Origin of the sequence: Paenibacillus polymyxa M1, from assembly GCF_000237325.1 — a bacterium.
Lineage (GTDB): Bacteria > Bacillota > Bacilli > Paenibacillales > Paenibacillaceae > Paenibacillus > Paenibacillus polymyxa_C.
Window position 1 is genome coordinate 937,501 of record NC_017542.1, and the last position, 19,885, is coordinate 957,385.

The following is a 19,885-nucleotide window of genomic DNA, read 5'->3' on the forward strand; positions in this document are numbered from 1 at the left end:
GTTAAGGGGAGTGGTAAGCCTTCGGGCGAAGCTATGAACCGAAGCCCCAGTAAACGGCGGCCGTAACTATAACGGTCCTAAGGTAGCGAAATTCCTTGTCAGGTAAATTCTGACCCGCACGAATGGCGTAACGACTTGGGCGCTGTCTCAACGAGAGATCCGGTGAAATTTTAATACCTGTGAAGATGCAGGTTACCCGCGACAAGACGGAAAGACCCCATGGAGCTTTACTGCAGCTTGATATTGAATTTGGGTACGATCTGTACAGGATAGGTGGGAGCCGTTGAACCTTGAGCGCCAGCTTGAGGGGAGGCATCCTTGGGATACCACCCTGATCGTATCTAGGTTCTAACTTGGTACCGTGATCCGGTGCGAGGACAGTGTCAGGTGGGCAGTTTGACTGGGGCGGTCGCCTCCTAAAGAGTAACGGAGGCGCCCCAAGGTTCCCTCAGAATGGTTGGAAATCATTCGAAGAGTGCAAAGGCAGAAGGGAGCTTGACTGCGAGACCTACAAGTCGAGCAGGGACGAAAGTCGGGCTTAGTGATCCGGTGGTACCGCATGGAAGGGCCATCGCTCAACGGATAAAAGCTACCCTGGGGATAACAGGCTTATCTCCCCCAAGAGTCCACATCGACGGGGAGGTTTGGCACCTCGATGTCGGCTCATCGCATCCTGGGGCTGAAGTAGGTCCCAAGGGTTGGGCTGTTCGCCCATTAAAGCGGTACGCGAGCTGGGTTCAGAACGTCGTGAGACAGTTCGGTCCCTATCTGTCGTGGGCGTAGGAAATTTGAGAGGAGCTGTCCTTAGTACGAGAGGACCGGGATGGACGTACCGCTGGTGTACCAGTTGTTCCGCCAGGAGCACCGCTGGGTAGCTATGTACGGAAGGGATAAGCGCTGAAAGCATCTAAGCGTGAAGCCCCCCTCAAGATGAGATTTCCCAGTATGTAAGACCCCTTGAAGACGACGAGGTAGATAGGTTGGGGGTGGAAGTGCAGTAATGCATGGAGCTGACCAATACTAATCGGTCGAGGGCTTATCCTAAGATAAGGCGCAATGAAGTTTCGGATCCAGTTTTCAGGGTGTAACCTTGGAGTTAGAATTTGCGAGACAAATTCATGTTTGGTGGCGATAGCGGAGGGGTTCCACACGTACCCATCCCGAACACGACCGTTAAGCCCTCCAGCGCCGATGGTACTTGGACCGCAGGGTCCTGGGAGAGTAGGACGTTGCCAAGCAACAAGTAAAAAAGATCATGATCTCACTGAGATCATGATCTTTTTTTTGTGTTAAATTTCAGTAGTATTTTTTATTAGAGTAAGTTAGTTATAAGTTCGACTGAATATGTGGATATTAGCTAGTAAATAGATAGACATTTTTTTAAGAAAATTAGTACCAGGTATTAGTATCTGGTGTTATAATATGAATAAGAATTATAAAGGAGAGTGATCAGAATGTTGAATTCAAAAGCAAAGTTAACGGCCCTTGGCACTTATGTACCTGAACGGATTTTAACGAACGCCGACTTGGAGAAGCTTGTGGAAACTAGTGACGAGTGGATTGTACAACGAACGGGTATGCGGGAACGACGAATCGCGGCTGAAGATCAGTACGTATCTGATTTATGTATACAAGCTATTAAACGTATGGTTAACCTTTATAACGTAAATGTGAACGATGTTGACATGATCATTGTAGCGACAAGTACACCTGATTACTATTTTCCAAGTACGGCTTCCCGTATTCAGGCTTATTTTAATATTCCAAATACAGGATCAATGGATGTTAGTGCTGCATGCGCAGGCTTTGCCTATGGACTTCATTTGGCGAATGGTCTTATTACGGGTGGTCTACATCGTAAGGTTCTAGTGATTGGAGCAGAGACATTATCCAAAATTACAGATTATACCGACCGGACGACATGTGTTCTTTTTGGAGATGGAGCAGGAGTCGCACTTGTTGAATATGACGAGGATGAAGGATCATTTTTGACCGCAGATATAGGAACCTTTGGGCAAGGTGGAGCACATCTTTACCGCGCAGGATTATCTAACTATTTGGATGGAGAGAAGCTGCAAGATAATGGTTTTATTGCTCAAAATGGACGTGAGGTTTATAAATGGGCTGTACGCTCTGTTCCAGCTGGCATCGAAAGATTAATGGATAAGGCAAATATGGAGAAGGAAGATCTTGACTGGTTTGTACCTCATAGCGCTAATCTGAGAATGATTGAGTCCATATGTGAAAAAAGTACAGTACCTTTAGAAAAGACGCTGACAAGTGTAGAGTTTTATGGCAATACCTCGGCGGCGTCCATTCCGTTGGCTTTACAGTGTGGATTGGATGATGGGCGTTTAAGATATGGACAACATGTGGTGTTATATGGATTCGGGGGAGGCCTGACGTATGCGGGTCTGCTAATAAAATGGAGTGTGCCTGATTTGTAAGTTGGTCTAATTAATGCATAAGCAATAGTAATAGTAAGGAAAGATCATGTTGATAAAGAGACGTTGGTTGGCATTAGATTTATCGTAAGATGGTAGGATGGTATAATTAACATTATGAGAGAAAGGAGCGTAACATGAAGGTATTGGTATTGGCAGAAAAACCATCCGTGGCCAGAGAGATTGCACGTGTGATGGGCAGCCGAGAGAAGCATAAAAGTTATATAGAAGGACCTAAGTATGTAGTGACATGGGCTTTGGGTCATTTGGTCGGATTAGCAGAGCCTGAGGATTACGATTCTAAGTATGCGACTTGGAACTTGGAGGACTTGCCCATTCTTCCGAAGAACTCCAAGTTAAAGGTATTGCGGGAAAGTAATCATCAGTTCAAAGCTGTACAGCAGCTTATGAAACGACAGGACATTGGAGAACTTATCGTAGCAACAGATGCTGCTCGTGAAGGAGAACTGCTGGCACGATGGATTATACAAATGGCAAACTGGAAAAAGCCTTTCCGACGCTTATGGATTTCCTCGCAGACGGATAAGGCAATTAAGGCAGGTTTCGCGAAATTATTGCCTGGCCAGCAGTTTGATCGTTTATATGAATCGGCTCGCTGTAGGGCTGAAGCAGACTGGATGATTGGTCTCAATGTAACCCGCGCGTTAACGGTTCGTTATAACGCTCAGCTTTCGGCTGGAAGGGTACAGACACCGACACTGGGGATGATTATGGAACGTGAGAAAGAGATCACCCAGTTTCGTTCTCAGGAATATGATACTTTGACGGCTGATTTTGGCCATTTTCAGGCAACATGGCGGGCAGAAAATGGGGATTCACGTATGTTTGACCGTACTCAGGCAGAGACTTTGCGCCACAGGCTTGAGGGGGCCAAAGGTACAGTTGTGAGTGTTAAAAAGAGTGAAAAAAACGAGCCTCACCCGCTGGCGTATGACTTAACTGAGCTGCAACGAGATGCTAACCAGCGCTACGGCTTCTCAGCCAAACAGACGTCCAATGTCCTTCAGCGTCTGTATGAGCAGCATAAGCTGGTGACCTATCCGCGTACAGATAGCCGTTATCTTACATCCGATATGGTGGATTCACTTAAGGAAAGGCTCAGTAGCGTAGCAGTAGGTCCGTATGCTTCTTTAGCACGTCCGTTATTGCGTAACAAATTGCCAATCACAAAGCGAGTTGTGGATGATAGTAAAGTCACAGATCACCATGCGATTATACCTACTGAGCAGACATTATTGCTTAATCAGTTAAGCCCAGAGGAACGTAAGCTGTATGATCTGATTGCACGCCGTTTTATCAGTTTGTTCTACCCACCTGCACGTTATGATGCTGTAGCTGTATCGGTCATGGTGGGGCAGGAAACATTTCAGGTAAAAGGTACAACCATAAAAGATAGTGGTTGGCGTGCTGTATATGACGAAAGTCATTATGAATTGGACGATGAAGAGATAGATGATCGTGAAAATAATGGACGGGGCGTTATTTTGCCTGAGCTGAAAAAAGGAGACTCCGTCCAATTGCAGCGTTGTATTGTACGAGCTGGACGAACGATGCCGCCGAAGCGTTATACAGAAGCAGCCCTGCTCGCTCAGATGGAAAAGCACGGCCTGGGTACACCAGCTACTCGTGCAGATCTGATCGAGAAACTCGTCAGCTCGGATACGATAGAGCGCCAGGGGAACGTGATGCATCCAACTGGCAAAGGCAAGCAACTGATCGAATTGGCGGCTCCACAGCTACGAACGCCCGAATTGACGGCACGTTGGGAAGCGGAGTTGGAACGGATTGCCCGTGGTCAAGGACAACCTGAGCCATTTTTGAATTCTATCCGTGCTATGGCGAAAGAATTGGTTTCTACTGTGAAAAATAGCAGCGCGGAGTACAAACCCCATAACGTAACGAATAGCCATTGTCCGGATTGTGGTACAAAGTTGTTGGAGAAAAAAGGGAAGAAAGGCAAGTTCCTTGTATGTCCAAGTGCGGATTGTGGTTACCGTCGTTCAGGGGAAAAACGCTTGTCCAATCGACGTTGTCCACAGTGTCATAAAAAAATGGAAATGAAAGAGGGCAAAGCAGGTCTGTATGTAAGATGCTTACCCTGCGGCATTACGGAGACGCTGGATAAGGACAAGCAACGGGTAAACAAACGGGAACAGCAAAAGCTAGTAAAACAGTTTGAAAAGAAGGATTCCTTTGGCTCCAGTTTGGGGGATTTGTTAAAAGCAGCAATGGAGCAAAAGCAGGGCGAATAAAGATTGACCAGAACGTGCTATAAGCTACACAATTAGCAGGCGTATGTCGGTATAAAAAAGCTTACTCCTTGGCATGGTAATCCGAGGAGGTGAGTATTTATGCCCAAGCATAAGCCGCTTAAAATCAATAATCAGCAAAATAAATCAAGTATACTGGAGGAAGAAATCGCTGCTCATCTAGAGAAGCAAGCTAAATATCCTCCAAGCTTGAATGGGATTCCCAAACAGCAGTCTTGATGCTGCCTGTAAGGGGAAACGAATGGCTGTATAAGACCAGAACGATTGGAAACCAGATAAATTAGTTATCGGTCCCAGACTCTATTTTCTTGCATAAAAGAAGCAGCAGTACGGCGGTCAACCGTAACTGCTGCTTCTTTTTCATAATAAGGAAGTTGTATTTATTTGACTTGGAATGACTGCTCTTAGTATTCATTAAAGAAAGATTGAATTTGGTTCACATCGTGCGTTTGGGTCAAAGCGAGCATGAGCAAAATCCGTGCTTTTTGCGGATTGAGCGAATCAGTGGACACAAAGTTCGAAGCTGCGTCTTTTGTCGACGGAGACACAACTCCACTTCCTACGCGGGTAGAGCGGGCAATAATAACTCCTTTTTTACCTGCAGCCTCTGCGCCTTCTGAGGAGGTCTTGGACAAGGAACCATTACCGGAACCAGCGACCACTATACCCTTGGCACCAGCTGCTACGGCTGCGTCATACAGGTAGCGACCGTTGTTTTGATATTCGTATAAAATATCTACTTGTGGTAGCTGGGTGAGATTAGAGATATCGAATACAGAAGAAGTTGTGTGCTTATGAGTGGATTTGTTGTAGTAGTATACTTGATCGCCTACTACAGCTCCAAGGTATCCCTGCTCTACAGACTTGAACGTATCGACTGCTGTTGTGTTTGTTTTCGTGATATATCTTGCTGCACCGATGCGATCGTTCAGCAGTACGAGTACACCCTGGCCTTTAGAGGCCGAAGCACCGGCAACTTTTACAGCATTATAAAGGTTGAATGGACCATCGGCACTGATGGCAGTAGCTGGGCGCATAGAGCCAACAACAACTACAGGCTTATCGCTCTTAACGACAAGATTGAGGAAGTATGCCGTTTCTTCCAATGTATCTGTACCATGGGTAATGACAATACCATCTACATCATCTCTGGCAAGCAGTTCGTTGGTGCGTTTGGCAAGTTTTAAGAGGATTTCATTATTAACATCGGGGCTACCTACGTTAACCACTTGCTCACCACTGACATTTGCAATACTTTTCATCTCAGGAACGGCATTGATCAAGGTTTCAACACCTAATGCACCTGCTTTGTAGCCGGTTGTATCTGTGTTGACGGAGGATGACCCTGCAATGGTTCCTCCTGTGGCCAGTATTTTAATATTGGGCAAGTGATTAGTTTGTGGCTTATCAGATTTGTCCAAAGTTGTAGTGCTAGAAGTAGATAACGTTGTACTGGTTGTAGCTGCTGACGCTACGTTGGCGGTAACTCCACCACTCCATAAGGTACTTCCGAGAATAAAGCTGGCCAACAGGGGAATCATTGTCATTTTTTTCATGTTAGTCATATAAAGCTCCTCTCCAATCTGAAACCTCAAAATATTAATGATAGATTAGCTGACAAATATTTTGTCGAATAACGTTAATATCACGCATTATAGAGTGCTAAATCACCTTTAGTCAATATATATGTTAGATAATATGACCCTAAAACTCATCTTTATTATATGTAATCGCTTTAATTATACCTGGATGGAAAAGATTTGAAAACAAAAGCAACAAGCAGAAATCTCATAAGGAGTCTGCTTGTTGCTTTTGATAAAAGGTGAACAACTGAGTTTACCTACCTTTAATTTCATTGAATGAGAGTGACACGGTGAGTTGATGTCTTACGGTATTTACATGGTTCTACAGTTGAATACAGATCTCATGATCAGGGGTTTTTGCTATGCTGTTTTGTTGGCAAGCTGGCGCTGGGAGTTCCTTTTCCTTGTTTACGGTTACGTTCTGCCTTTTTTGCATTTTCTCGCAGCTTTTCAACGTACTCATGGGTGCTTTCCATCGTAGTTCCTCCTTTAAGACAAAATAGATGCACTCGGGAATTGCCCTCATACACCGTTACTATTTCCGCAAAAACGTTTTCCCAGTCAGGGAAGGCGTTGTTTCTATAAAAGGGGTGAGGTTATAATGAAGGAGAGAGCTCTATATAAGTCCTAATACCTGAAACTGGTGCGGTGTGCAAAAGGAGGGGAGACATTGCAGACAGGCTTGTTGGTATGGCTGCTGTTCATCAATGCAGTTGGCTATCTGGTAATGTCGGAAGATAAAAAGAGAGCACGTAAACACCGTGATCGTGTACCTGAACGGACGTTGTTTTTGCTGGCCCTGATCGGGGGCGCATTGGGTGTACTCATTGCGATGTACCGCAAGCGCCATAAAACACGGCATATGACCTTCAGATTAGGTATTCCTGCGTTGCTATTCATTAACGCATTGCTCTATGGGTATTTTTTACGGTAAGACTGGGAGTTTAGCTTCCCATAGGGAAGTTTAATGATGATTGAGAAGACTATTCTCAGCCATTACATGGTGTAATGAAAGTGAACAACTACAGGAATACATAATTTCAGGCTTTGATTTAACAAACTGAATTCGGAAGAGGTGCGTATTATGCTATTTTCAAAAGTATTGCTTGCTTATGACGGTTCGGATGCATCCAACAAAGCTTTATTGAAGGCGGCTGAATTGGTAAAGGCATCACCCTCCTCGAAGCTTGAGGTCGTAACAGCATTCGATTTCCCGCGGATTTTTATGGGCGAAGGCTTGGCTCCAATTCCAGCTTCGGTGAATAAAGAGTATTATGATTTGGCTGAGCAAACTACGGATGAAGTTAAAAAGCGGCTTGCTGAGCAAGGTGTAGATGCCAAGGTGGAACTGATTCAAGGTTCGCCGGCCGAAGTCATTTTGGATTATGCCAATGAGAATGGCTTCGATGTGATTGTGATCGGCAGTCGCGGTTTGGGTGGTATTCGTGAATTTGTCTTAGGTAGCGTAAGTCACAATGTGGTGCAGCATGCACGTATCCCCGTGCTGGTCGTAAAATAACGAAATAAAAAAAGTAAAAGTCGGATCACTACCTGTACAGGAAGTGCCGGCTTTTTATTTTTGTTGGTAAGATGTATTGCTGGCCGTTATCAGTGCAGGTAGAGAGATAGCTAAATGTAATACAATAGTCCCGAGGTGTGCATATAAAGGGCTTGGTTTTTGTTAAACACGAACATTAAATTGTATCATTATGACAATGTTCGTTTTCAAGTTGACACAGGGTGTAGGGAATTGTTAAACTATGAAGTGTATTGTCGATAAAAAATGAACTTTAGGTACAATTTAATTAGGTACACATGTTGGAGCCGAAACTCACCACGATTACGCTAGGAAAGTATATCGTTGGGTATGGAGTAAGCACAATCCTGACTCGTATAATGCCGGGGATACGGCCCGGAAGTTTCTACCTGGAAACCTTAAATTTCCGGACTACGGGAGACATACGGCTGAAGCCGCATTGGATGCGGTGGAACAGGCTTGCTTTTGGCATGCCTTTAAGAGGCTCTGTCGTTTGTTTTTTCGTAGTCCGGTGTCTTGAAAATAACGTTATTTTCGAGTGCCGGATTTTTGGCGCTTATTGATAAACAGGGAGTGAAGGACATGTCAGTGCAGGTCGCTGTCATTATGGGCAGCACATCAGACTGGGACACCATGCAACATGCATGTGCTGTGCTGGACGAGCTTGAAATCGGATATGAGAAAAAAGTAGTTTCAGCCCATCGTACACCGGATTTAATGTTTCGTTTTGCAGAAGAGGCCGCCGGGCGCGGATTAAAAGTCATTATTGCTGGAGCGGGCGGGGCTGCACATCTGCCGGGAATGGTGGCTGCGAAGACATCCTTGCCAGTAATTGGCGTGCCTGTCCAGTCGAAGGCTCTGAATGGTCTGGACTCCCTCCTCTCCATTGTGCAGATGCCGGGTGGTATTCCAGTTGCCACTGTGGCAATCGGTAAGGCAGGGTCTACCAATGCAGGGCTGCTGGCTGCACAAATATTAGGTGCTTTTGACGAAAAGATAAGTCAGCGGGTTGTGGCAAGACGCGACCGTATCCGTGACGAGGTACTGGAAGGCAGTGACTCACTATGAATGAAGCATGTGAATCGGCAGGCCGAATCCGCCCTCCTGGCACAGTGATTGGGCTTTTGGGAGGCGGACAACTAGGAAGAATGCTTGTACTGGCAGGAACAAACCTAGGCTATCGCTTCGTAACACTGGACCCTGCACCGGATAGTCCGTGTGGACAGGTGTCCGAACAAATCCGTGCTGCCTATGATGATGAGCACGCGGCCAGAGAACTGGCTGCACGGTGTGATGTGATCACGTATGAGTTTGAAAATGTGGATGCAGGTGTAGCCGCGCTTTTGGAACAGGAATCCAGTGTGCCACAGGGCAGTAGTCTTTTGTACACGACACAGCATCGTCTGCGTGAAAAACGTTCTATTGAAGCAGCTGGTGTTCCTGTCGCTCCATATCGTGAAATTAGCAGTTCTGCCGATATGGTTCAAGCGGTAGCCGAACTGGGTGTACCGTGTGTGCTCAAAACAGCAGTCGGCGGTTATGATGGCAAGGGCCAAGTGGTCGTTCGCCAATCGGAGGAAGCCACGAATGCCTACGAGCAACTGGCTGGAAGCGGTTCGGAACTGGTGTTGGAACAGTTCATCCGTTTTCGCTGCGAAATCTCGGTGATTGTAGCTCGCAGCACGAACGGTGAAGCCAAAGCCTTTCCGCCTGCGGAAAACATTCACGTAAACAACATTTTGCACACGTCGATTGTACCCGCACGCGTACCTGAACCTGTCCAGGAAGAAGCACGCAAATTGGCGCTGGCTGTGGCGGAGTCATTGGATGCGGTGGGGCTGCTCGCTGTGGAGATGTTTGTCACCGAAGATGGACAATTGTACGTTAATGAGTTGGCACCACGTCCCCATAACTCCGGCCACTACACGATGGAGGGATGCGCCACATCGCAATTTGAGCAGCATATACGTGCGATTTGTGGTTTGCCACTAGGCAACACGAAGCTTCTGACTCCGGTCGTGATGGTCAATGTACTAGGTGAGCATTTGGAGAACGTAATTCGGCGGTTCGGACAAACAGATGCTGAAGCTGAAAGATTGAGTGTTGTACCGAAGCTGCATTTGTATGGAAAAAGTGAAGCCAAGCCAGGCCGGAAGATGGGACATATTAATCTGTTGTGCCAGGATACGGAACAAGCGCTGGAATGGATTGATCAAACCAATATTTGGGGGGATAAATAGTCATGATCGAACGCTATAGCAGACCGGAAATGAGAGCGATTTGGACGGAAGAAAATAAATTCAAAGCTTGGCTGGAAGTAGAACTGTGTGCCTGTGAAGCATGGGCTGAGTTAGGTGTTATCCCAAAAGAAGATACCGTGGCTCTGCGCAAAAATGCAAGCTTTGATATTGAACGGATCTATGAAATTGAGCAGGAAACAAGACACGATGTCATTGCTTTTACCCGCACGGTATCCGAAAGTCTTGGCGACGAGCGCAAATGGGTGCATTACGGTCTAACCTCCACAGACGTGGTCGATACAGCACTGGGCTATTTGTTAAAACAGGCGAATGAAATTCTGGAACGAGATATTCTGAACTTTATTGAGATTTTGAAGGAAAAGGCATTGGCTTACAAGCACACACCGATGATGGGACGTACACATGGAGTGCACGCTGAGCCGACCACATTCGGACTGAAAATGGGCCTGTGGTACGAGGAAATGAAGCGCAATCTGGAACGTTTCCGCTATGCTGCTGACCAGGTACAATACGGTAAAATGTCCGGTGCAGTCGGAACATATGCCAACATTGACCCAGCTGTGGAAGAATTCGTATGCCGCAAGCTGGGCACCAAGCCTGCTCCGATTTCTACACAAACGCTTCAGCGTGATCGTCATGCTGAATATATGGCCACGTTGGCGTTGATCGCCACATCGTTGGACAAGTTTGCTACAGAAGTCCGTGCATTGCAAAAGAGTGAATTCCGCGAGGTGGAAGAAGCTTTTGCCAAGGGTCAAAAAGGATCTTCCGCAATGCCGCATAAACGCAATCCGATCGGAAGTGAAAACATTTCCGGCCTGGCACGTGTGATTCGCGGGCATATGGTATCGGCGTATGAGAACGTTACGCTGTGGCATGAGCGCGACATTTCGCATTCTTCTGTAGAACGCATCATTCTGCCAGATGCAACAATGCTGTTGAACTACATGCTGAACCGTTTTGGCAATATCGTGAAAAATCTGACGGTCTTCCCTGAAAATATGAAGCGCAATATGGCGCGTACGTATGGTGTACCATTCTCTGGCCGTATTATGACGAAGCTGATCGACAAGGGCTTTAGTCGTGAAAAAGCTTACGATACCGTGCAGCCGCGTGCTATGCAGGCATGGGAAGAACAACGCCAGTTCCGCGAAATCGTCGAGGCGACTCCTGAAATTACTGACGTGCTCAGTCCGGATGAAATCGAGGATGCGTTCAACCCAGCTTGGCATTTGAAAAACGTGGATACGATCTTTAAAAAGCTGGGATTAGGGGAGTAAGAGGGAAGGTTGGCGCTTGGGAGAGGATCAGGAGCGTGATGAGACCGCTGCACGAACGGATCGTTCTTCCGATTGCTGTTGCCCCTGGATTCCTGAATTGGAAAACCTGTAAAGGTTGGAATCCAGGGGCAAAGGCAAACGCTAACGCTTCTCCGGAACGATTCCGTCTGCTCCGCTGCTTCCAGCACCAACCCTCATGTGGGAGCAGAACTTGAAAAGGTGCGGCACATAAGATGCCGCACCTTCCCAAGAGCGATGGAAAAGCAGTGGAACACGCTTTTCTATCACAAGCAACGTTTCTGGAAGGACTGCCGAATTTGCACAGCAAACAGCCCGCAGTCCTTCCAGAAACGCACAGGCTCAAGAAGCGAAGCCTTGAGCCAGCCGTTCGCGCCGACGTAAAAGCGTTGCTGGATGAGGCTTGTGCCAACAAGCTTCATCCAGCGGAGCGCGCTCACCCGACCGTAGCTACAAAATAGACGCCCTCACCCGGCTCACCAGCCAACTCTTGCGGGAGTCCCGAGGGCAGCAGCCCTGGGGGTTCTCCCCGAGGGGAGGATTTAGGAGGGGCCATACTCTTTTGAAAGAGGTGTAATGAAATGTCATTGTCTACCGCCGAAGGTCTGATTCATGCGCCGCTCTTGTACAAAGGCAAAGTGCGTGAGTTGTATGATCTCGGAGAACATTTTCTGATTGTCGTGACGGACCGGATTTCGGCTTTTGATTATGTGTTGGAGCCGCCCGTACCGGAAAAAGGAAATGTATTGAACAAGCTCAGTGCTTTCTGGTTTGAACAGACGAAAGACCTGCTGGAAAACCATGTCGTGCATACCGATGTAGATAAGCTCGGACATGTTATCGACGAACAGCATAAAGAGCTGCTAAAGGACCGGATCATGGTTACGCTGAAGGCTGAACGCATCGACATCGAGTGTGTGGTGCGCGGATATATTACCGGAGGCGGCTGGCGTCAGTATGAGCAGACCGGCGAGGTAAACGGTATTCCATTGCCCAAGGGGCTACGTAAGAATGAACGCTTTCCCAAGCCTCTATTTACACCGGCTGCAAAAAATGATGTCGGTCACGACGAGGACATTTCCCTTCACCAAATGAAAGAGCTGGTCGGGGCCCAGCTAACCGGTGAGCTTGAGGAAAAAAGCTTGGCATTGTACGAATTTGCGCGTGCTTTCTGCGAAAAGCGAGGAATCATTTTAGCGGATTGCAAGTTTGAGTTTGGTCTTGTTGATGGCAAGGTGATTTTGATTGATGAAATTTTCACTCCGGACTCATCCCGTTTTTGGGCGCAGGAAAAGTATGAGCTGGATATGGAGATTGACAGCATGGACAAGGAGCCGGTACGAAGCTATTTGGCATCATCCGGTTGGGACAAGAACAGCAAGCCCGATCCGTTGCCTGCTGAGGTCGTAGAAGAAACAACTGCAAGATATACGGATATTTGGCGGCGTCTGACGGCACAGTAAATAGTAATCATAATTCAACCAATAGGATTCACTCATTCGGAGGAGGAACTGAAGGAACATGATGAAAGCAACAGTCTATGTCACGATTAAGCAAAGCGTTTTGGACCCGCAGGGGGTTGCGGTGCAGGGCGCACTGCATTCTATGGGTTTCGGAGAAGTGGATAGCGTCAGAATTGGTAAGTATATGGAACTGAATCTGGATACAACAGACCGCGAGAGTGCAGAGAAACGCGTCATCGAGATGTGTGAAAAGCTGTTGGCCAACACGGTCATTGAAGACTACCGCTACGAACTGGAGGGCTGATTCCATGAAATTTGCAGTTCTGGTTTTTCCGGGCTCCAACTGTGATATTGACTGCTATAAGGCGATAGAGGACACGGTCGGTGAACCTGTCGATTATGTGTGGCATACTGCAACGGATCTGTCACCTTACGATTGTATTCTTGTTCCGGGAGGCTTCTCCTACGGGGATTATCTGCGGTGCGGTGCGATTTCCCGGTTTGCCCCGGTGATGAAGGAAGTAGCCAAAGCGGCTGCTGAAGGCAAATATATTTTGGGGATTTGCAACGGTTTTCAAATTTTGACCGAAGCCGGGCTGTTGCCAGGAGCTTTGCGCCGTAATCTGTCGATGAAATTCCTTTGCCGTGATACGGTGTTGCAGGTTGCGAATAACGATACGCCTTTTACAAGAGATTATGCTGCTGGTGAAGAAATCATTATTCCGATCGCACATGGTGAAGGCAACTATTACTGTGATGATGAGACGCTGGCTCGTTTGCAGGCGAACAATCAGATCGTATTTACGTATAAAGATAATCCCAATGGTTCCATGACGGATATTGCGGGGATTTGTAATGAACAAGGTAACGTACTGGGCATGATGCCCCATCCGGAACGTGCGGTGGATGCATTGCTTGGCACGGATGACGGCAAACGTATGTTTACATCTATTTTGAATGCTTGGAGGGATCGTCATGGCGCAGCAAGTGTCCGCTAAGGAACCGACGGCAGAGCAGGTTGCCGAACATAAACTGTATCAGCAGATGGGTGTGTCGGACAGTGAATATGCGCTGATCTGTGATTTCATGGGGCGTCAGCCGAATTATACGGAAATTGGCGTGTTCAGTGTTATGTGGTCAGAGCATTGTGCTTACAAAAACTCCAAGCCGTTGCTGAGACGTTTCCCGACGAGCGGTCCGCGAGTGCTGATGGGACCGGGTGAAGGAGCAGGGATTGTAGATATTGGAGACAACCAAGCGGTTGTATTTAAAATCGAAAGTCATAACCATCCATCCGCTGTAGAACCTTTTCAAGGGGCAGCGACCGGGGTAGGCGGCATCATCCGTGATATTTTCTCCATGGGCGCAAGACCTGTAGCTGTGTTGAACTCTTTGCGTTTTGGCAAGCTGGAGAGCGACCGTGTGAAATATTTGTTCGAGCATGTGGTATCCGGTATTGCGGGCTATGGAAACTGTATCGGTATTCCAACCGTAGGCGGCGAGGTTGTATTTGATGAAAGCTATGAGGGCAATCCGCTCGTCAATGCAATGTGTGTCGGACTGATTGACCATGATAAAATTCAGCGCGGTGTGGCAAAAGGGGTCGGTAACCCGGTGTTTTATGTGGGACCTCCGACAGGTCGTGACGGGATTCATGGAGCTACCTTCGCATCGGTTGAGCTGACAGAGGAATCCGAAGCGAATCGGACTGCGGTTCAAGTAGGCGATCCATTTATGGAGAAGCTGGTTATGGAATCATGTCTGGAACTGATCGACAGCGGTATTGTACTGGGTATTCAGGATATGGGCGCAGCGGGACTTACCTGCTCCAGTGCCGAAATGGCAAGTAAGGCGGGCAACGGTCTTGAGCTGTATCTGGATCAGGTACCGCAACGTGAAGAGGGCATGACACCTTATGAAATGATGCTGTCCGAATCACAGGAGCGTATGCTGTTCGTTGTTGAGCCAAAGGATGAAGCACAGGCGCTTGAAATTTTCGAGCGTTGGGGCGTCATTTGTGCCAAGGTCGGCAAGGTGACGGATGACGGGCGTTTGCGTTTGTTCCATCACGGTGAAGTGGTGGGGGATATGCCAGTGACGGCGCTAGTAGACGAGTGTCCGATCTATGACAAGCCTTCCGAAGTTCCTGCTTATTATGAGCAAAATGCTGCTGTTGACACATTGCGTTACCCAGAAGTGACTGATTTGAACGGTGCGCTGAAAAAGGTGCTTTCATCCCCAAGTGTAGCCAGCAAGAAATGGGTATACGAGCAATATGATTACATGGTTCGCACCAGTACGGCCGTTCGTCCGGGCTCGGATGCGGCTGTAGTGACTGTACGCGGCACCCGCAAGGGACTTGCGATGACTACAGATTGTAACGGACGTTATGTATACCTGGATCCAGAGGTAGGCGGACGAATTGCAGTCAGCGAAGCAGCTCGTAATATTGTATGCTCCGGCGGAGAGCCTTTGGCGATTACGGACAACCTAAACTTCGGTAACCCTGAAAAGCCGGATATTTTCTGGCAAATGGAAAAAGCCGTGGACGGTATGGCAGAAGCTTGTTGTGTACTGGATACACCTGTTATCGGGGGGAACGTTAGCTTGTACAACGAAAATGCCAAAGGTGCGATCTATCCGACGCCTGTAGTCGGTATGGTCGGTCTGGTACATGATACAGATCATATTACGACACAAGGCTTCAAAGCTGAAGGCGACGTCATTTTCCTAGTGGGGGAGACGAAGGCTGAGCTAGGAGGCAGTGAGTTCCAGGCTGTCGTGCACGGTGTATCCGAAGGACGTCCGCCTGAGCTAGATTTGAACGTAGAGAAAAAACTGCTGACCGCAGTACTGGGAGCGATACAAGCCGGATTGGTACAATCTGCGCATGATCTCGCAGAGGGCGGATTGGCTGTGGCGCTTGCCGAATCTGGAATTAGCGGCGGATTGGGAGCACAGGTTAACGTAGAGACGTCTTTGCGTCCTGACCATGCTTTATTCAGCGAAAGTCAATCCCGCATTTTGTTGTCTGCATCGCCGGATAAAGCGTCTGCGTTGGAAGCGCATCTGCGTGGATTGGAAGTGCCAGTTACCGTATTGGGAAAAGTTGAAGGATCACAATTGACAGTTGAGGTGAACGGACAACCCGCTTTGAACGAGGCAGTCGCCAGTTTGAAGCAAATCTGGGAGGATGTCATTCCATGTCTGATGAAATAACAGCACGGACGTTGTGGACTGGAGATTATTATAATGAGGGCTCTGGTAAAGAGGGGCTGTTTGATAAATTAAAAGAGGAATGCGGCGTATTCGGGGTATACAGACACTCCGATGCCGCTTCCCTAGCCTATTACGGCTTACACGCGCTTCAGCATCGTGGTGAGGAAAGCGCAGGGATCTGTGTGAGCAGTGGCGACGAGTTCCATTATCATCGTGGAATGGGGCTTGTCAAAGAAGTATTTAATAAAGACTTAATGGCTTCGTTGACAGGCGATATTGCTATAGGACATGTGCGCTACTCGACAAGTGGAGACAGTAAGCTGACAAATGCACAGCCTTTGGTGTTCAAGTATCGTGATGGTGATCTGGCGGTAGCGACAAACGGAAATATCGTAAATGCTTTGCAAATTCGGCATGAGCTGGAGCAGGGTGGGTCTATTTTTCAAACGACCAGCGATACCGAAGTAGTAGCTCATTTGATCGCCCGTTCGTCCAAGGATTTGGTAGAGGCTGCCAAGGATGCATTGAAGCGTATCGTCGGCGGGTTTGCTTTCCTTATTATGACCAATGACAAGCTGCTTGTGGCTTCTGATCCCAACGGCTTGCGTCCATTGACGATGGGCAGATTGGGAGATGCTTATCTGTTTGCATCCGAATCCTGCGCTTTGGAAACGATTGGTGCAGAACTGTTGCGCGATATCGAGCCAGGTGAGCTGTTGATTCTGGATAAAAATGGACTGCACGAAGACCGCTATACGGAAGATAAGCAGCGTAAAGCGCTGTGTGCGATGGAGTATATTTATTTTGCTCGTCCTGACAGTGATTTGAACGGAGCTAATCTTCATGCTGCACGCAAACGGATGGGCAGCCAACTGGCGCTGGAGGCTTTTGTCGATGCTGATTTGGTGACCGGTGTACCGGATTCCAGCATATCGGCTGCGATTGGCTATGCAGAGCAAACAGGTATTCCTTATGAGCTGGGCATGATTAAAAATAAATATACCGGTCGTACCTTCATTCAACCGAGTCAGGAGCTGCGCGAGCAGGGTGTGAAAATGAAGCTGAGCGCCGTACGCCGTGTGGTTGAAGGTAAACGGGTCATTATGATCGACGACTCTATCGTTCGTGGCACCACGTCTCGTCGAATCGTAAATATGCTGCGAGATGCGGGCGCACTGGAAGTACATGTACGTATTACCTCGCCGCCTTTCAAAAACCCGTGCTTCTACGGTATCGACACGCCGGACCGTCGGGAGCTGATCGCTTCGTCCAAAACCGTAGAGGAAATTCGGCAAGAGATTAACGCTGATTCGCTCTTCTTTATGAGCGCCGAAGGGTTGATTGCCGCAGTAGGCGGGCATAACGAACAGGATTACAAGGGCGGTTTGTGCCTGGCTTGTTTCGATAACGATTATCCGACACAGGTAGATTTCAAAGGCGAAGAAAAGTTCGGGTGTAGTTGCTAGTATAGGGAACAAAAGAGGTACAGAGGTGCATGGGGATGGTGGTTCTGAGGGGGCCACTCCGCGTGTGGAAGGTTCTTACGATCGCTGTTGCCGCTAGATTCCAGGATTGGATTAACCCCTTACAGGGTTGGAATCCAGCGGCAAAGGCGAACGCTTCGCTTCTCCAGAATCCTTCCACCCGTTGCGTTCCTCAGGTGTGCAGCATTTTGCAGCAGTGCCTGTACCTCTTCTGTTCCCACAGGGAAGAGGATAGGTAAGGCCGTTAAAAACTCATGGCATAACTATTTCATGCCATGAGTTTTTAACAGGCAGGGCGCAGCTGCCTGCCTTAAGGGTCAAAGAAGTAAGCCGCCCGTTGGTGCTGCTCACTTCTTTGACCGGCACGTCCCCGACTTTGCAAAGCAAACAGCCCGGGACGTGCCCCTGCCGCCGCCACTACCAAAGGCGGCCACGCATCAAAGCGTGTCCTTGTGAATTGCGGGAAGACCCGCAACTCTCAAAGGAAAACACGCGACTCACAGCACGAACCACCACCAAGCAGCACCCAATCCTACGCATCTGACCGACTCTTGAGGGGTCCAGGGGGAGCAGCCCCATGGAATCCTCCCTGCTAGGGAGGACTTAGGAGGGTCAATCATTTGAAGGAGTGTTCATGAATGTCCGAAGCATACAAAAACGCAGGGGTAGATATCGCTGCTGGTAATGAAGCAGTAGAACGGATGAAAAAGCACGTTAAACGTACCTTCCGTCCGGAAGTGCTCACGGACTTGGGCGGATTCGGTGCATTGTTCGGTCTGAATAAAGATAAGTACGAGGAGCCTGTACTTGTGTCTGGTACTGACGGTGTCGGCACGAAGCTGAAGCTTGCCTTCGCAATGGATCGTCATGACACCATCGGCATTGATGCAGTTGCGATGTGCGTAAACGACATTGTCGTAGGGGGCGCGGAGCCACTCTTTTTTCTCGATTATCTCGCCTGTGACAAGGTTATACCTGAGAAAATCGAAGCGATTGTCGCCGGTATTGCCGAGGGCTGTTACCAGTCAGGTTGTGCATTGGTCGGCGGTGAAACCGCAGAAATGCCGGGGATGTACAGCGAGGGCGAATATGATATTGCCGGATTCACGGTAGGGATTGTAGATAAAAGCAAAATCATTAACGGCAGTTCCATTGCTCCTGGAGATACCGTAATCGGACTAGCTTCCAGTGGCGTTCACAGTAATGGTTTCTCCCTAGTTCGCAAGCTGTTATTGGAACAGCAAGGTTATGATTTGCATGATGAAATCGAAGGCTTGAACGGCAAACTGGGCGATGTACTGCTGGAGCCTACGAAAATTTATGTGAAATCTGTGTTGGCATTGCTGGATAAGGTAAAAGTAAAAGGCATGGCGCATATCACTGGTGGCGGTTTTATTGAAAATATCCCTAGAGTGTTACCGGATCACGTCAATGTGGATATACAATACGGCACTTGGCCGATTCTTCCGATCTTCCAGCTCATGCAGGAAAAAGGCGAAATCTCCAACAAAGACATGTTCACGACTTTCAATATGGGGATTGGAATGGTGATCGTTGTCGGTGCAGAGCACGCACAGACCGCACTGGAAGTTATGAAGGAACAGGGTGAAGCTGCGTATGTGATCGGAAAAGTAACGGAAGGCAGCTCTATCGTGACCTTTACAGGAGCCGAGGTGTAATGAACGAGTACCGGATTGCTGTTTTTGCATCAGGCGAAGGGACGAACTTTCAGTCTTTGGTGGATGCGGCCGCGCGGGGTGAACTGGGCGGCGCCTCGGTAGAACTGCTCATCTGTGACAAGCCTGGGGCTCCTGCTGTAGCTAGAGCACAGAAAGCTGGAATTGCCTGTCATACTTTTCGTCCTAAAGATTATCCTGCCCGAGAAGACTATGAGCGTGAATTAGTGGCTTTGCTGGAGCAGAAATCGATTGATCTCATCGTGTTAGCAGGCTATATGCGTTTGCTATCTAGTGTCATGGTTGATGCGTACGCTGGGAAAATCATTAATATTCATCCGTCGCTGCTTCCGGCATTTCCAGGGAAAGATGCTATTGGACAGGCATTAGCCTATGGGGTCAAGGTAAGTGGGGTCACCGTCCATTTTGTGGACGGGGGGATGGATACTGGGGCGATTATTGCCCAACGTGTCGTGGAGGTTCACGATCATGATACAGCGGAATCCTTATCCGTAGCCATTCAATCCGTGGAACGTCAGCTATATCCTGAGGTAGTTGGCAGACTGGCCCAAGGCAAAATCCAATTGAATGGCCGCAAGGTGAACTCACTTCTCTAAAGATAACTGTAA

Annotated in this window: 18 protein-coding genes, 2 rRNA genes and 1 riboswitch (1 of these 21 cut by a window edge); of the genes, 18 read left to right on the top strand and 2 right to left on the bottom strand. The window is 48.1% G+C overall.

The features are described 5' to 3' along the window. The 5 genes from PPM_RS04160 to PPM_RS29555 all read left to right on the top strand — a co-directional run. A 23S ribosomal RNA gene (locus PPM_RS04160) occupies positions 1 to 1,044 on the top strand; it begins 1,883 nt to the left of the window's first position. Positions 1,045 to 1,121: 77 nt separating this feature from the next. After that, positions 1,122 to 1,238, top strand: a 5S ribosomal RNA gene (gene rrf, locus PPM_RS04165). 216 nt (positions 1,239 to 1,454) lie between these two features. Next, a complete protein-coding gene (locus tag PPM_RS04170) occupies positions 1,455 to 2,447 on the top strand; it encodes a ketoacyl-ACP synthase III (RefSeq protein WP_013369459.1) in 993 nt (330 codons plus the stop codon). Between the two features lie 134 nt (positions 2,448 to 2,581). Beyond that, positions 2,582 to 4,717 (top strand): DNA topoisomerase III, encoded by a 2,136-nt coding sequence (locus PPM_RS04175; protein ID WP_013369460.1) that lies wholly within the window; start codon positions 2,582 to 2,584, stop codon positions 4,715 to 4,717. A 99-nt stretch (positions 4,718 to 4,816) separates the two neighbouring features. Beyond that, on the top strand, positions 4,817 to 4,954 hold the full coding sequence (locus tag PPM_RS29555; RefSeq protein ID WP_013369461.1) for a hypothetical protein: 138 nt from the start codon (positions 4,817 to 4,819) through the stop codon (positions 4,952 to 4,954). A gap of 185 nt (positions 4,955 to 5,139) precedes the next feature. Here the strand turns inward: PPM_RS29555 and PPM_RS04180 are convergent, their stop codons facing one another. Both PPM_RS04180 and PPM_RS28340 read right to left on the bottom strand, forming a co-directional pair. After that, positions 5,140 to 6,300, bottom strand: a complete 1,161-nt coding sequence (locus PPM_RS04180; RefSeq protein ID WP_013369462.1) for a type II asparaginase — start codon at positions 6,298 to 6,300, stop codon at positions 5,140 to 5,142. A gap of 365 nt (positions 6,301 to 6,665) precedes the next feature. Beyond that, positions 6,666 to 6,794: a DUF4023 family protein gene (locus PPM_RS28340; RefSeq protein ID WP_013369463.1), complete on the bottom strand. Its 129-nt coding sequence runs from the start codon at positions 6,792 to 6,794 to the stop codon at positions 6,666 to 6,668. Between the two features lie 194 nt (positions 6,795 to 6,988). Here PPM_RS28340 and PPM_RS04185 point away from each other — a divergent pair, with 194 nt between their 5' ends. The 13 genes from PPM_RS04185 (at position 6,989) to purN (ending at position 19,873) form a co-directional block, all read left to right on the top strand. Next, complete coding sequence (locus PPM_RS04185) at positions 6,989 to 7,252, top strand: DUF1294 domain-containing protein (protein ID WP_013369464.1); 264 nt, start codon at positions 6,989 to 6,991, stop codon at positions 7,250 to 7,252. Between the two features lie 150 nt (positions 7,253 to 7,402). Beyond that, positions 7,403 to 7,837 carry a universal stress protein gene (locus PPM_RS04190; protein WP_013369465.1) on the top strand — a complete coding sequence of 145 codons (435 nt, stop codon included), beginning with the start codon at positions 7,403 to 7,405 and terminating at the stop codon, positions 7,835 to 7,837. Between the two features lie 350 nt (positions 7,838 to 8,187). Continuing rightward, positions 8,188 to 8,289: riboswitch (purine riboswitch) on the top strand. 148 nt (positions 8,290 to 8,437) lie between these two features. Then, positions 8,438 to 8,923 (top strand): 5-(carboxyamino)imidazole ribonucleotide mutase, encoded by a 486-nt coding sequence (gene purE / locus PPM_RS04195; RefSeq protein ID WP_013369467.1) that lies wholly within the window; start codon positions 8,438 to 8,440, stop codon positions 8,921 to 8,923. After that, the gene (gene purK / locus PPM_RS04200) at positions 8,920 to 10,095 is read left to right on the top strand and encodes a 5-(carboxyamino)imidazole ribonucleotide synthase (RefSeq protein WP_013369468.1); all 1,176 of its coding nucleotides are present in this window, start codon (positions 8,920 to 8,922) and stop codon (positions 10,093 to 10,095) included. The genes purE and purK overlap by 4 nt, the downstream gene beginning before the upstream one ends. 2 nt (positions 10,096 to 10,097) lie before the next feature. Continuing rightward, the gene (purB, locus tag PPM_RS04205) at positions 10,098 to 11,396 is read left to right on the top strand and encodes an adenylosuccinate lyase (protein ID WP_013369469.1); all 1,299 of its coding nucleotides are present in this window, start codon (positions 10,098 to 10,100) and stop codon (positions 11,394 to 11,396) included. A 233-nt stretch (positions 11,397 to 11,629) separates the two neighbouring features. Further along, the gene (locus PPM_RS04210; RefSeq protein WP_013369470.1) at positions 11,630 to 11,875 is read left to right on the top strand and encodes a hypothetical protein; all 246 of its coding nucleotides are present in this window, start codon (positions 11,630 to 11,632) and stop codon (positions 11,873 to 11,875) included. A gap of 120 nt (positions 11,876 to 11,995) precedes the next feature. After that, positions 11,996 to 12,877 (top strand): phosphoribosylaminoimidazolesuccinocarboxamide synthase, encoded by an 882-nt coding sequence (locus tag PPM_RS04215; protein WP_013369472.1) that lies wholly within the window; start codon positions 11,996 to 11,998, stop codon positions 12,875 to 12,877. A 58-nt stretch (positions 12,878 to 12,935) separates the two neighbouring features. Beyond that, a complete protein-coding gene (purS, locus tag PPM_RS04220) occupies positions 12,936 to 13,181 on the top strand; it encodes a phosphoribosylformylglycinamidine synthase subunit PurS (protein ID WP_007428837.1) in 246 nt (81 codons plus the stop codon). A 4-nt stretch (positions 13,182 to 13,185) separates the two neighbouring features. Further along, complete coding sequence (gene purQ / locus PPM_RS04225; protein ID WP_013369473.1) at positions 13,186 to 13,875, top strand: phosphoribosylformylglycinamidine synthase subunit PurQ; 690 nt, start codon at positions 13,186 to 13,188, stop codon at positions 13,873 to 13,875. Then, positions 13,853 to 16,096: a phosphoribosylformylglycinamidine synthase subunit PurL gene (gene purL / locus PPM_RS04230; protein ID WP_013369474.1), complete on the top strand. Its 2,244-nt coding sequence runs from the start codon at positions 13,853 to 13,855 to the stop codon at positions 16,094 to 16,096. The genes purQ and purL overlap by 23 nt, the downstream gene beginning before the upstream one ends. Beyond that, entirely contained in the window at positions 16,081 to 17,562 is a 1,482-nt protein-coding gene (gene purF, locus PPM_RS04235) for an amidophosphoribosyltransferase (protein ID WP_013369475.1), read from the top strand. The genes purL and purF overlap by 16 nt, the downstream gene beginning before the upstream one ends. 656 nt (positions 17,563 to 18,218) lie before the next feature. After that, the gene (gene purM / locus PPM_RS04245) at positions 18,219 to 19,259 is read left to right on the top strand and encodes a phosphoribosylformylglycinamidine cyclo-ligase (RefSeq protein ID WP_013369478.1); all 1,041 of its coding nucleotides are present in this window, start codon (positions 18,219 to 18,221) and stop codon (positions 19,257 to 19,259) included. After that, positions 19,259 to 19,873 carry a phosphoribosylglycinamide formyltransferase gene (gene purN / locus PPM_RS04250; protein ID WP_013369479.1) on the top strand — a complete coding sequence of 205 codons (615 nt, stop codon included), beginning with the start codon at positions 19,259 to 19,261 and terminating at the stop codon, positions 19,871 to 19,873. The genes purM and purN overlap by 1 nt, the downstream gene beginning before the upstream one ends. The last annotated feature ends 12 nt before the right edge of the window (positions 19,874 to 19,885 follow it).